Genomic DNA, 12,258 nt, shown 5'->3' with positions numbered 1-12,258 from the left:
CGTCGCCCAACCCCTCCCGTACGCGGCGGGGTTGGGCGCCCGTACCGCTACGGCAGCGGCAGTGCGGGCGCGTCCGCCATCACCTCGGCGAACCTGTCGAGCCCGATGTTGCCGCCCGAGAGCACGACGCCGGTGCGCCGCGGCAACCGGACGCGGCCGGAGAGGAGCGCGGCGAGCGCCGTGGCGCCGCTCGGCTCCAGCACGATCTTCAGCACCTCGAAGGCGAACCGCATCGCGGCCCGGATCTCGTCCTCGCCGACCGTCTCGACGCCGGCGAGAAGACGCCGGTTGACGGCGAAGGTCAGCTCGCCCGGCGTCGTCGCGCCCTGCCCGTCGGCGATCGTCCGGGGCACGGGGATCGAGACGCGGGCGCCCTCGCGCAGCGAGCGCGCCGTGTCGTCGCCCGCGGCCGGCTCCACGCCGACGACGCTCATCTGCGGAGCGAGCGCCGCGGCCACCGTGGCGCACCCGGCGGCGAGGCCGCCCCCGCCGACCGGGATCAGCAGCGCCTCCAACCCCTCGGCCTGCTCCAGCAGTTCGAGTGCGACCGTGCCCTGGCCCGCCATCGTGGGCGCGTAGTCGTACGGCGGGATGACGGTGAGCCCGCGCTCGGCCGCGAGCTTCGCGCCGATCTCCTCGCGGCTCTCGGTGTAGCGGTCGTAGGTGACGATCTCGGCGCCGTACGCCGCCGTCGCCGCCAGCTTCGTCGGCGGCGCGTCCTCCGGCATCACGAGGAGCGCGGTGGTGCCGAGCTCGCGTGCTGCGAGCGCCACCGCCTGCGCGTGGTTGCCGGAGGAGTAGGCGGCTACGCCGCGTGCGAGCTGCTCGGCGGGGAGCTGCGCGAGCGCGTTGTAGGCGCCGCGGAACTTGAAGGCGCCGACGCGCTGGAAGTTCTCGGCCTTCAGGTGCACTTCGCTGCCGGTGAGCGCATCGAGCAGCGAGGAGCGGAGCACGGGGGTGCGGTGCGCGGCGCCGTCCAGCCGGTCGGCGGCGTCCTGGACGTGTGCAAGTGTTATCGGCGTCTCGCTCAAGGTCGTCCTCCCGACTCGCCCCGTGCGCGGGTTCGTTCGTTTCAGAAGCCGAGCTTACGGAGCTGGCGCGGGTCCCGCTGCCAGTCCTTGGCGACCTTGACGTGCAGATCGAGGTAGACGGGCGTGCCGAGCAGCGCCTCGATGTGCTGCCGGGAAGTGGTGCCGACCTCCTTGAGGCGCTTGCCTTTGGGGCCGATGACGATCCCCTTCTGGCTGGGGCGCTCGATGTAGATGTTGGCGTGCACGTCGAGCAGCGGCCTGTCGTCCGGACGCCCCTCGCGCGGGACCATCTCCTCGACCACCACGGCGATGGAGTGCGGCAGTTCGTCCCGTACGCCCTCCAGCGCGGCCTCGCGGATCAGCTCGCCGACCATCACCTGCTCCGGCTCGTCGGTGAGGTCGCCGTCCGGGTAGAGCGGCGGGCCCTCGGGGAGGAGCTGGAGGAGGAGCTGTGCGAGAAGCTCCACCTGCTCGCCGCCGGCAGCGGAGACGGGGACGATCTCCGCCCACTCGATACCGAGCTCCCGACCGAGCTTCTCGACGGCGAGGAGCTGCGCGGCGAGCGCCTCGGAGCCGACGAGGTCCGACTTGGTGACGACCGCGACCTTCGGCGTCCGCTTCAGTTGCGCCAGTTCCGTCGCGATGTAGCGGTCGCCCGGGCCGATCTTCTGGTCGGCCGGCAGGCAGAAGCCGATCGTGTCGACCTCCGCCCACGTGGTGCGGACGACGTCGTTGAGGCGCTCGCCGAGAAGGGTCCGCGGCTTGTGGAGGCCAGGGGTGTCCACGAGGATGAGCTGGCCGTCGTCGCGGTGGACGATGCCGCGGACGGTGTGCCTGGTGGTCTGCGGGCGGTTGGAAGTGATCGCGACCTTCGTGCCCACCAGAGCGTTGGTCAGCGTGGACTTGCCCGCGTTGGGGCGGCCGACAAAGCAGGCGAAGCCCGAGCGGTACGGGGCCTCGGAGGCGCCTGCGGCCTCTGGGGCGACGGAGGATGCGTTCATGTGCCCCATTGTCGCTGATCGTCGCGGGTGCCCGGACCGCGGGCGGCGGCTGCCCTTCGCCTCAGCCGGCGGTCACCGAGGTGCGGAGCTGCCCGTCGGGCCCCGCGAGCAGGACGGGGGTCGCGGCGCCGCCGAGGTCGCGGACGGCGGCGAGGTCGTCGGGGTGCGGCTCGACGGCCTCGGTCACGACCGCGGCGGCCTCCAGGGACTCGGCGCCCGAAGCGACCGCCGTCGCCACCGCGGTGCGGAGGGCGGAGAGTTGGAGCGAGGGGAGGGCGACCGTCCCCGCGACGTAGGTGCGTCCCGTCTCGTCGCGGACGGCCGCGCCCTCGGGCACGCCGTTGCGCGCCCGGGTGCTGCGGGCGAGGGTGACGATCTTGCGGTCTTCGGCGTCCAGCTCCTGCTCGCTCATGGGGACGAGCATATGCGCCGGCTTCCGCCCGCCGGCTGTCCGGGGCCGCGGACCCGTCGGCGGGAGAGCGTCAGGCGGGGTGCTCCGTGTCGGCACCTTGGTCGAGGACGGCCGGCTCGGCCTCCCGCACCGGTTCGACGAGGACCGTCATGATCCGGTTGCGGCGTCCCGCGGGCGACTCGGCCGTCAGGCGGAGCCCCGTCAGCTCCGGGTCCGAGCGGTCCTCCGAGACGTCGACGACGGTGCCGGCCCCGGCGATCGGCACGCGCCCCAACTCCTTTGCCAGTAGCCCGCCGACGGTCTCCACGTCCTCGGTGTCGAGACCGGTGAGGCCGTAGAGCTCTTCCAGATCGCCGATGTCGAGGCGGGCCGTGACGCGGTGGCTGCCGTCGCCGAGGTCCTCGACGGGAGGCAGCTCCCGGTCGTACTCGTCGGTGATCTCGCCGACGATCTCCTCCAGGATGTCCTCGATCGTGACGACGCCCGCGGTGCCGCCGTACTCGTCGACGACGACCGCGACATGGGTGCGGTCCCGCTGCATCTCGCGGAGGAGCTCGCCCGCGTTCTTCGTGTCGGGAACGAAGGTCGCGGGGCGCATGACGGTGGAGACCTGCTCCGACTCGGAGTCCCGGTTGATGTGGACCCGGCGCGAGAGGTCCTTGAGGTAGACGACGCCGAGGACGTCGTCCTCGTTCTCGCCGACGACGGGGATGCGCGAGAACCCCGAGCGCAGCGCCAGCGTCAGCGCCTGCCTGATCGACTTGAACCGCTCGATGGTGACGAGGTCCGTACGCGGCACCATCACCTCGCGCACCAGGGTGTCGCCGAGCTGGAAGACGGAGTGCACCATCTTCCGCTCGTCCGCCTCGATCAGCGACTCCTGCTCGGCGAGGTCGACCATGGCGCGCAGCTCGGCCTCGCTCGCGAACGGGCCCTGGCGGAAGCCTTTTCCGGGGGTGAAGGCGTTGCCGAGGAGGATCAGCAGTTGCGTCAGCGGGCCGAGGATGCGGGCGAGCGGCAGCAGTACGTAGGAGGCGAGGGTGGCGGTGCCGAGCGGGTGCTGGCGGCCGATGGTGCGGGGCGAGACCCCGATGGCGACGTACGAGACGAGGAGCATCACCACGATGGCGACGGTGAGCGCCTGCCAGCTCTCCTCGAAGTACTGGAGGCAGCCGTAGGTCACCACGGCGCACGCCGCCGTCTCGCAGGCGACGCGGAGGAGCAGCGCGAGGTTGAGGTAGCGCACGGGGTCGGCGGCGACGGCGGCGAGGCGCTCGCTGCCGCCGCGGCCCTGCCGGACGGCCTCGTCGGCGCGGAAGCCTGTGGTCCGCGCCAGCCCTGCCTCGGCGCAGGCGGCGAGCCAGGCGACGATCACCAGGAGGACCGCCGCCGCGAGCACGGAGGCGCTCACGAGGTCGTGGTCGGCGCGGGGGAGGGGCCCGTGAGGCCCTGCTCGGCACGCCAGCCGTCGACGATCGCGGCTTGGAGGCCGAACATCTCGGCCTGCTCGGCGGGCTCCTCGTGGTCGTACCCGAGGAGGTGCAACACCCCGTGGACGGTGAGGAGTTGGAGTTCCTCGTCCATCGAGTGGCCGGTGGGCGCCTCGGCGCCCTGCCGCTCGGCGACCTCGGGGCAGAGGACGATGTCCCCGAGGAGGCCCTGCGGCGGGTCCTCCTCGTCCCGTGTGGGCGGGCGGAGTTCGTCCATGGGGAAGGACATCACGTCGGTCGGCCCAGGGAGGTCCATCCACTGGAGGTGGAGCTGCTCCATCGCGGCCGCGTCCACGACGATCACCGAGAGCTCGGAGAGGGGGTGGATGCGCATCCGGGCGAGCGCGTAGCGGGTGAGGTCGAGGAGCGCCTGCTCGTCGACGGCGGTGCCGGACTCGTTGTTGACGTCGATCGACATGGGCTTTACGGCTGCTTCCTCTGTCCCTTGCCCGAACCGGAGCCGCCGCTGCCGCGCGCGGGCCCGGCGGGCGGATGCTCGCCCGGGTGCTCGGCCGGCTCGCTGCGGCGGGCCTCCTCGGCGCGGTGGTCGTAGCGGTCGTAGGCGTCGACAATCCGGCCGACGAGCTTGTGGCGGACCACGTCGGTGCTGGAGAGTTCGGAGAAGTGGACACCCTCGACGTTGCCGAGGATCTCCTGCACCTGGCGGAGGCCGCTCTTGGTGCCGCCGGGGAGGTCGACCTGGGTGACGTCGCCGGTGACGACGATCTTGGAGTCGAACCCGAGGCGGGTGAGGAACATCTTCATCTGCTCGGGGTTGGTGTTCTGCGCCTCGTCGAGAATGATGAACGCGTCATTGAGGGTGCGACCGCGCATGTACGCGAGCGGCGCCACCTCGATCGTGCCGGCGGCCATCAGGCGGGGGATGGAATCCGGGTCGAGCATGTCGTGGAGCGCGTCGTACAGGGGGCGCAGGTACGGGTCGATCTTCTCGTAGAGGGTGCCGGGAAGGAAGCCGAGGCGCTCGCCGGCCTCGACCGCGGGGCGGGTGAGGATGATCCGCGTGACCTGCTTCGACTGGAGAGCCTGCACGGCCTTCGCCATGGCGAGGTAGGTCTTGCCCGTGCCGGCGGGGCCGATGCCGAAGACGACCGTGTGCGTGTCGATGGCGTCGACGTACCGCTTCTGATTGAGCGTCTTCGGGCGGATGGTGCGGCCGCGGCTGGAGAGGATGTTCTGGGTGAGCACCTCGGCGGGGGACTCCTCCGCCGGCGCTTCGCCGTCTTTGCCGCCGCGGAGCATCGCGATCGAGCGTTCCACGGCGTCCTCGGTCATCGGCTGGCCCGTGCGCAGGACGAGCATCATCTCGTCGAAGAGGCGCTGGACGAGGGCGACTTCGTCCGGGTCGCCCGTGGCCGTGATCTCGTTTCCGCGGACGTGGATATCGGTGGCGGGGAACGCGTCCTCGATCACGCGGAGCAGTGCGTCACCTGAGCCGAGCACGCTTACCATCGGGTGCTTGGGCGGCACGGTGAAGTGGGCCCTCGCCTGCTCGGACCCTGCTTGCCTGGGTGATGTCTGTGTCATGGGCGGCCCGGGGGCCAGCTCATCCCTCTCTTGTCCTGCGGCTGTCGCGCGACCGGCCGGTCGAACTCTCGGCCACCAAGGGTACGCCGCGTGCCGACACGGCAAGAAAGGCATTTCCACATCCCGCGGCTCCGGTCGTACCGGTCACGGGAGGCGCGGCTGCCGGAGACACCCTCATCCCTCGTCCCCGCCGCGGAGACCCAGCGTCGGCACCGCCCGCCGAAGCGGGCGCGCGGGTGCGCCGGCGGTGAGCACCGCGTCGAGGAAGCGGTGCCGGCCGAGGTCGGTCTTGTCGCACTCGGTGCGGCGGCGGCGCCACCAGGCGGCGATCTCCGGCCAGCCAGGGGCCGAGAGGGAGCCGCCGAACTCCTGGACGGAGAGCGCCGACGTCAGCGCGGCGAAGGCGAGGCGGTCGCGCAGCGGCCAGCCGGCGAGGCTGCCCGTGACGAACCCGGCGACGAAGACGTCCCCCGCGCCCGTGGTGTCGAGCGCCTCCACGTCGACGCCCGGCACGTCGGCCGACTCGCCCGTGCGCCCGTCGACGGCGTAGGCGCCCTCCCTGCCGAGCGTGACGACCGCGAGCGGTACGTACTCGGAGAGGGCGTGCGCCGCCGCGCGCGGGTCGTCCTTGCCCGTGTAGCGGACGGCCTCGGCGGCGTTGGGGAGGAACGCCTCGCAGTGCTCCAGGTCCGCGAGGGCGCGCAGGCTCCAGGCGCCGGTCTCGTCCCAGCCGACGTCGGCGAAGACGAGGCTGCCCGAGCGGGCGGCTGTCGCGATCCACTCCTGCGGGCGCCCGGGGACCAGCGAGGCGACGCAGGCGCGCGCCGGGGGCGGGCACGGGGGCGCGTCCGGGTCGTAGGCGCTCGCCTCCTTCGCGGGGGCCTCGTGGCCGTGCGAGACCATCGTCCGCTCGCCGTCGTACGCCATGGAGACGGTCACGGGGGAGTGCCAGCCGGGGACGGTGTGCGAGAGGGCGAGGTCGATGCCCTCGCTGTGTTCCAGGACGTCGCGGCAGTGGTCGCCGTACATGTCGTCGCCGAAGGCGGCGGCGAGGGAGGTGCGCAGGCCGAGGCGGGCGAGCGCGGTCGCCATGTTGGCGATGCCGCCCGGGCTCGAACCCATGCCGCGCGCCCAGGACTCGGTGCCGCAGACGGGCGCCGAGTCCAGCCCCGTGAAGACGATGTCGAGGAAGACGGTGCCGGTGACGTAGACGTCCCAGGCGGGGGCCGACTCGTCGCGCACGGCGGCGAGCGGATCGAAGCCGCGGCAGCGTTCGGGGCCGCGCTGGGGTGCCGCGCGGAGCGTGCTCCGCAGCGTCGTCTCGCCGCCTGCTGCCGGGGTGCTCACCGTGCCCGCCTCGCTCTCCGTCTCGCCTTGGTGTGCCCGCGCGGGGCGCGGGACGCCGAGGGTACGCCGGACCGCCCTCGCGGGGCGGCCGTCCTGCCCAACGTAACCGGCGCGGCCCGGGATACGCCCCCGCGCGGTGGTACGTTCGCGCCCGTGAGGTTGACGATTCTCGGCGGGGGCGGCTTCCGCGTCCCGCTGGTCCACGCGGCGCTGCTCGCCGACGCGCGCTCGGGAGCGGCGCCCCGGATCACCGAACTCGTGCTGTACGACACCGACTCGGCGCGCCTCGGTGTCGTCGAGTCGATCCTCGCCGCGCAGGCCGAGGGGGTCCCCGAGACGCCTGCGGTGCGGGTGGAGCGGGAGTTGGACGGCGCGCTGCGCGGCGCGGACTTCGTCTTCTCCGCGATCCGCGTCGGCGGCACCGAGGGGCGGGTGCAGGACGAGCGGGTGCCGCTCGCCGAAGGGGTGCTCGGGCAGGAGACGGTGGGCGCCGGCGGCGTGCTCTACGGGCTGCGGACGGTGCCGGTCGCGGTCGGGATCGCGGAGCGGGTGCGTGCGGTGGCGCCGGGGGCGTGGGTCATCAATTTCACCAACCCGGCCGGGATCGTCACCGAGGCGATGGCGCGCGTGCTGGGGGAGCGGGTGATCGGCATCTGCGACTCGCCCGTCGGCCTTGTGCGCCGCGCCGCACGGGCGGTCGGCGCGGACCCGGACGGCGTCGAGTACGCGTACACCGGCCTCAACCACCTCGGCTGGCTGGGCTCGTTGCGCGATCCGGAGCGCGGTGAGCTGCTTCCCACGCTGCTCTCCGACCCCGCGGCGCTGGCCTCCTTCGAGGAGGGCAGGCTCTTCGGTGCCCAGTGGCTCGCGGCCCTCGGCGCGCTGCCCAACGAGTACCTCCACTACTACTACTTCCGCCGCGAGACGCTCCGTTCGGTGCAGACCGCAGGGGAGACCCGCGGCGAGTTCCTCAGGCGCCAGCAGGGCGAGTTCTTCGACGGCGCCGCGGACGCCCCACCGCACGAGGCGCTCCGCCGGTGGGAGGCGACGCGGCAGCAGCGCGAGGAGACCTACCTCGCCGACAGCCGTGCCGCGGGCGGCGGTTGGCAACGCGACACCTGCGACCTCGAAGGCGGCGGGTACGACGCGGTGGCCATGGCGCTGATGCGCGCTCTCTCCGGCGGGCGGCCGGCGCGGCTGGTGCTCAACGTGCCCAACCGCGGTGCGGTGCCCGCGCTCGCGGACGGGGCGATCGTCGAGACCGTCTGCGAGGTCGGTGCGGACGGTCCTCGCCCGCTGGGGGCCGCGACGCTCGACGGGGCTCAGCAGGGGCTCGTCGCGCAGGTCAAGGAGGTCGAACTCGCCACCGTCGAGGCTGCGTTGACGTCGTCGCGGCAGCTCGCACTGCGTGCGCTCGGCCTCCATCCGCTCGTGGACTCGCCGGCCGCCGCCGCGCGCATTCTGGAGCGCGTCGGCTGGTGACGGCGCACCAGCGGGGGACGGCGGGGGTGTTCCAACCGGGCACGAGGCGCCGCGTCGTCGCGGTTCCTGCGGGCGGCCGTCGTCCACGCGCCGGCGCGAGGCGGGCGAGTGCGTCCCGGTCGAGGGCGACGCGGAGCTCCGGTGCGTCGCTCACCCGGGCCCGCCTGAGGTGAGGGAGACGCGTGTGGTGAGGACGTCCTCGCTCTGCTCGCTTGCGACGCGGAGCTAGGCCGGAGCTAGGCGACCGAGAGCCGGAGCTTCTCCGACGTCTGCACCCCGCGCAGGCCGCCGACGCCGACTGGGTCGCTCAACCCGGCGTCCGGCACGGGGAGTTCGTCGACGATGGCGAGGAGTGTGTTCGCGTCTCCGACGCTGCGGCCCGGCAGCCGTTCCGCCAACTCCCTTGCCGTGGCCAGGTGCTTGATTCCCGTACGTCTCGCCGACGCTCGAGTGCCCGCCCGTGGTGCGGACTTCGACGACGAGCCGCGGCGGGCAGGGCTGGTGGAGGCCCTGGGGGTCGAGGAACGGGGTGAGGCGGACTTCCTCGATCGTGAGGCGGTCCGTGGTGCGGCTCCTTTCGCGAGGGGCGGCGTGCCGGTGCCCGGCGCCGTCCGCCGTGGTCTCCGCGTGCACAACGGTGGAGGCGGGTCGCGGAGGTGAACACCGGTCGGTGCGCCGGAAATGCGGTGCGCGGCGGAGTGTTCCCACGGCTCGGGGCCCGTGGTTGAATCTGCGCGCGTAGAAACCGCGGGGTCCCATCTCCCCGCACCGCCTTCAACTCTCCCCACACATCAAGGAGTTGCGCGCATGCTCCGCCGTTCATCCCGCCCGTCCGACGCCCCGGCGGCCCCCCGCAGGCGCCGCCTCCGCATCGCCGCGACCACCGCCGCGCTCGCCGTGGCCGGCTCGGCGCTCTTCGGCATCGGCCAGGCGACCGCCGAGCACTCGGTGCCCAGGACCGGAGAGGAGATCCCCAACCTCGATCAGGTGAAGGAGAAGATCGAGGCGTACTACGGCGACATCGAGACGGAGGGCGGCGAGCACTACGCCTCCCCCGAGGGGAACTACGCCAAGGAGGTCCGCGCCCTCGCGGCGAAGGCCAAGCACGACCTGGCGCGGGACCTGAAGGACCGCGACTCCCGCCACGGCAAGGGGAAGAAGCCCGCCGTCGTCCTCGACGTCGACGACACCGTCCTGCTCACCTACAACTTCGAGCGGCGGATCGGCTACAACTTCTCCCAGGAGGAACAGGACGAGTACCTCCGCACCACCGACATGGACCCGGTCTTCGGGATGAAGCACCTCGTCAACTGGGCCCACAAAAAGGGTGTCACGGTCTTCTTCCTCACCGGCCGCAAGGAGTACGAGCGCGACTGGAGCGTCCGCAACCTCAAGAACGTCGGCTTCGAGAACCCCGTCGACCGCGAGCACTTCTACCTCAAGGACGCCGAGAACCCGCCTCCGTACCTGGAGTGCGGCACGGAGTGCAACACCGTCGAGTACAAGTCGGGGACGCGTGCCCACATCGAGGACCAGGGCTACGAGATCCTCGCCAACTTCGGTGACCAGTACAGCGACCTGAAGGGCGGGCACGCGGCGCGCTCGGTGAAGCTGCCGAACCCCATGTACTACCTGCCGTGAGCGGGACGCCCCGCCGCCGGCGCCCGTCGCCCGCGGCGGGGCACCCGGCGTTCCGCTTCGAGCGCCGCCGCGGCGATGTGGCGGTGCTCACGTCGGGCGGCGCCGCGCACTGCGCCTGATCCCGGCCGGGCACGGGCGCATCCGTGCAGGTCAGAGCGGTGGGTACGGGCCGCAGGCAGGGCCCGCCACAGGGCGGCCGATGCGTGGCGGATGCACGGGACGGCGTTCCGCATGCTGATACGGGGCCTTACGCGCCCCCGGCCCTGCACTATGCTCGCTTGCATCATGCGCTTCGGGCTTCTCCTCCTTAGCTGCCGCGGCGAGGGTCTGTAAACGGTCGACCCCCTCCCCGCGGAGTTCGGTGCTGTCCGTCGGCCCTCCAAGCCAATCCGCGGGAGCAGCGCCAACGGGCGCCCCGCAGCCGAGGAGCCTCACGCCATGTCGTCTTCCGAGTCCGCCGAACGCCCCGCCATCGGCCGCCGGACCCCCATCACCGCCTCCGCCGTGAAGCAGCGCCCCTCCGGGATGCCGATCCAGAAGTACGGCCGCTACGAGGCGATCGACATCCCCGACCGCACCTGGCCCGGCAACCGCGTCACCGCGGCCCCCCGCTGGCTCAGCACCGACCTGCGCGACGGCAACCAGGCGCTGATCGACCCGATGTCGCCCGAGCGCAAGCGCGCGATGTTCGACCTGCTGGTGCGCATGGGCTACAAGGAGATCGAGGTCGGCTTCCCCGCGTCGGGCCAGACCGACTTCGGCTTCGTCCGCTCGATCATCGAGGAGGACGCGATCCCGGAGGACGTGACGATCTCCGTCCTCACCCAGGCGCGCGAGGAGCTGATCGAGCGCACCGTCGAGTCGCTGCGCGGCGCCCGGCGCGCCACCGTCCACCTCTACAACGCCACCGCGCCCGTCTTCCGCGACGTCGTCTTCCGCAGCAGCAGGGAGGAGATCCGGCAGATCGCGGTCGACGGAACCCGCCTGGTGACCGAGTACGCGGAGAAGCTCCTCGACGACCGGACCGTCTTCGGCTACCAGTACAGCCCGGAGATCTTCACCGACACCGAGCTGGAGTTCGCGCACGAGGTCTGCGAGGCCGTGATGGAGGTCTGGCAGCCCGAGGAGGGCCGCGAGATCATCCTCAACCTGCCGGCGACCGTGGAGCGTTCGACGCCCTCGACGTACGCCGACCGCATGGAGTGGATGTCCCGCAACCTCTCGCACCGCGAGTTCGTCTGCCTCTCCGCGCACCCGCACAACGACCGGGGCACCGCCGTCGCCGCGGCCGAGCTGTCGATGATGGCGGGCGTCGACCGGGTCGAGGGCTGCCTCTTCGGCCAGGGCGAGCGCACCGGCAACGTCGACCTGGTGACGCTGGGGATGAACCTCTTCAGCCAGGGCGTCGACCCGATGATCGACTTCTCGCAGATCGACGAGGTCCGCCGCACCTACGAGTACTGCAACCAGATGGAGGTCCACCCGCGCCACCCCTACGCGGGCGACCTCGTCTACACCTCCTTCTCCGGCTCCCACCAGGACGCCATCAAGAAGGGCTTCGAGGCGCGCGAGATCCGCGCGGCCGAGCAGGACACCACGGACGACGCGATCGAGTGGACCGTCCCGTACCTGCCGATCGACCCCAAGGACGTCGGCCGGACGTACGAGGCCGTGATCCGCGTCAACTCGCAGTCGGGCAAGGGCGGGATCGCCTACGTCCTCAAGGGCGAGCACAGCCTCGACCTGCCGCGGCGGATGCAGGTCGAGTTCTCCCGGACCATCCAGGAGCGCACCGACGCACAGGGCGGCGAGGTGACGGGCGAGCAGATCTGGGAGGTCTTCCAGGACGAGTACCTGCCGACGCCCGCCAAGAGCTGGGGCCGCATCGCGCTCCGCGGCGCGCAGACCTCGACGACGAGCGAGGGGCAGGACGCGCTCACCATCGAGGCGGTCGTCGACGGCGAGGAGCAGGTACTCAGCGGCACGGGCAACGGCCCGCTCGCCGCCTTCGTCGACGCGCTCCACGGGATCGACGTCGACGTACGCGTCCTCGACTACGTGGAGCACACCATGAGCGAGGGCGCCGGAGCGCAGGCCGCCGCCTACGTGGAGTGCGCGGTCGGCGGCGCCTCGGGGGAGAAGGTGCTGTGGGGCGTCGGCATCGACGCCAACATCGTGCGTGCCTCGATCAAGGCCGTCGTCTCCGCCGTCAACAGGGCCCGGCGCTAGGGCACTTCCGGGTGGCACCGGCACGCGGTGCCACCCGGTCCGCCGGCGCACGGGGACCTTCGGCCGCCGGTTCGTGCCGT

General features: G+C 72.3%; 12 protein-coding genes. 4 read left to right on the top strand and 8 right to left on the bottom strand.

Features of this window, described 5'->3' with window-relative positions:
* Positions 1 to 47: 47 nt before the first annotated feature.
* From F603_RS0111805 to F603_RS0111775, 7 genes are all read right to left on the bottom strand, one after another.
* The gene (locus F603_RS0111805; protein WP_019546221.1) at positions 48 to 1,031 is read right to left on the bottom strand and encodes a pyridoxal-phosphate dependent enzyme; all 984 of its coding nucleotides are present in this window, start codon (positions 1,029 to 1,031) and stop codon (positions 48 to 50) included.
* Between the two features lie 41 nt (positions 1,032 to 1,072).
* The gene (gene era, locus F603_RS0111800) at positions 1,073 to 2,041 is read right to left on the bottom strand and encodes a GTPase Era (RefSeq protein ID WP_019546220.1); all 969 of its coding nucleotides are present in this window, start codon (positions 2,039 to 2,041) and stop codon (positions 1,073 to 1,075) included.
* Positions 2,042 to 2,093: 52 nt separating this feature from the next.
* A complete protein-coding gene (locus F603_RS0111795; protein ID WP_019546219.1) occupies positions 2,094 to 2,456 on the bottom strand; it encodes a hypothetical protein in 363 nt (120 codons plus the stop codon).
* A 58-nt stretch (positions 2,457 to 2,514) separates the two neighbouring features.
* Positions 2,515 to 3,855, bottom strand: coding sequence for a hemolysin family protein (locus F603_RS0111790; protein WP_019546218.1), 1,341 nt, complete (start codon positions 3,853 to 3,855; stop codon positions 2,515 to 2,517).
* On the bottom strand, positions 3,852 to 4,352 hold the full coding sequence (gene ybeY / locus F603_RS0111785) for an rRNA maturation RNase YbeY (protein ID WP_019546217.1): 501 nt from the start codon (positions 4,350 to 4,352) through the stop codon (positions 3,852 to 3,854). The genes F603_RS0111790 and ybeY overlap by 4 nt, the downstream gene beginning before the upstream one ends.
* A 5-nt stretch (positions 4,353 to 4,357) precedes the next feature.
* On the bottom strand, positions 4,358 to 5,479 hold the full coding sequence (locus F603_RS31975) for a PhoH family protein (RefSeq protein WP_078503635.1): 1,122 nt from the start codon (positions 5,477 to 5,479) through the stop codon (positions 4,358 to 4,360).
* A gap of 174 nt (positions 5,480 to 5,653) precedes the next feature.
* Positions 5,654 to 6,793 (bottom strand): carbohydrate kinase family protein, encoded by a 1,140-nt coding sequence (locus tag F603_RS0111775; RefSeq protein ID WP_051096197.1) that lies wholly within the window; start codon positions 6,791 to 6,793, stop codon positions 5,654 to 5,656.
* Positions 6,794 to 6,979: 186 nt separating this feature from the next.
* Here F603_RS0111775 and F603_RS0111770 point away from each other — a divergent pair, with 186 nt between their 5' ends.
* Positions 6,980 to 8,308: a family 4 glycosyl hydrolase gene (locus tag F603_RS0111770; protein WP_026328340.1), complete on the top strand. Its 1,329-nt coding sequence runs from the start codon at positions 6,980 to 6,982 to the stop codon at positions 8,306 to 8,308.
* A gap of 236 nt (positions 8,309 to 8,544) precedes the next feature.
* Here F603_RS0111770 and F603_RS35550 read toward each other — a convergent pair whose 3' ends face one another.
* Positions 8,545 to 8,706: a hypothetical protein gene (locus F603_RS35550; RefSeq protein WP_019546213.1), complete on the bottom strand. Its 162-nt coding sequence runs from the start codon at positions 8,704 to 8,706 to the stop codon at positions 8,545 to 8,547.
* 409 nt (positions 8,707 to 9,115) lie between these two features.
* Here F603_RS35550 and F603_RS0111760 point away from each other — a divergent pair, with 409 nt between their 5' ends.
* From F603_RS0111760 to leuA, 3 genes are all read left to right on the top strand, one after another.
* Positions 9,116 to 9,949, top strand: coding sequence for an HAD family acid phosphatase (locus tag F603_RS0111760; RefSeq protein ID WP_019546212.1), 834 nt, complete (start codon positions 9,116 to 9,118; stop codon positions 9,947 to 9,949).
* A complete protein-coding gene (locus F603_RS36225; RefSeq protein ID WP_281168883.1) occupies positions 9,946 to 10,068 on the top strand; it encodes a hypothetical protein in 123 nt (40 codons plus the stop codon). Before F603_RS0111760 ends, F603_RS36225 begins: the two co-directional genes overlap by 4 nt.
* Positions 10,069 to 10,387: 319 nt before the next feature.
* Entirely contained in the window at positions 10,388 to 12,178 is a 1,791-nt protein-coding gene (leuA, locus tag F603_RS0111750) for a 2-isopropylmalate synthase (RefSeq protein WP_019546210.1), read from the top strand.
* Positions 12,179 to 12,258 lie beyond the last annotated feature (80 nt).

This window comes from Streptomyces sulphureus DSM 40104 (genome assembly GCF_000381025.1).
GTDB classification, from domain to species: Bacteria; Actinomycetota; Actinomycetes; order Streptomycetales; family Streptomycetaceae; genus Streptomyces; species Streptomyces sulphureus.
The sequence above is the reverse complement of the archived record's forward strand: the minus strand, read 5'-3'. Positions and strand labels throughout refer to the sequence as shown.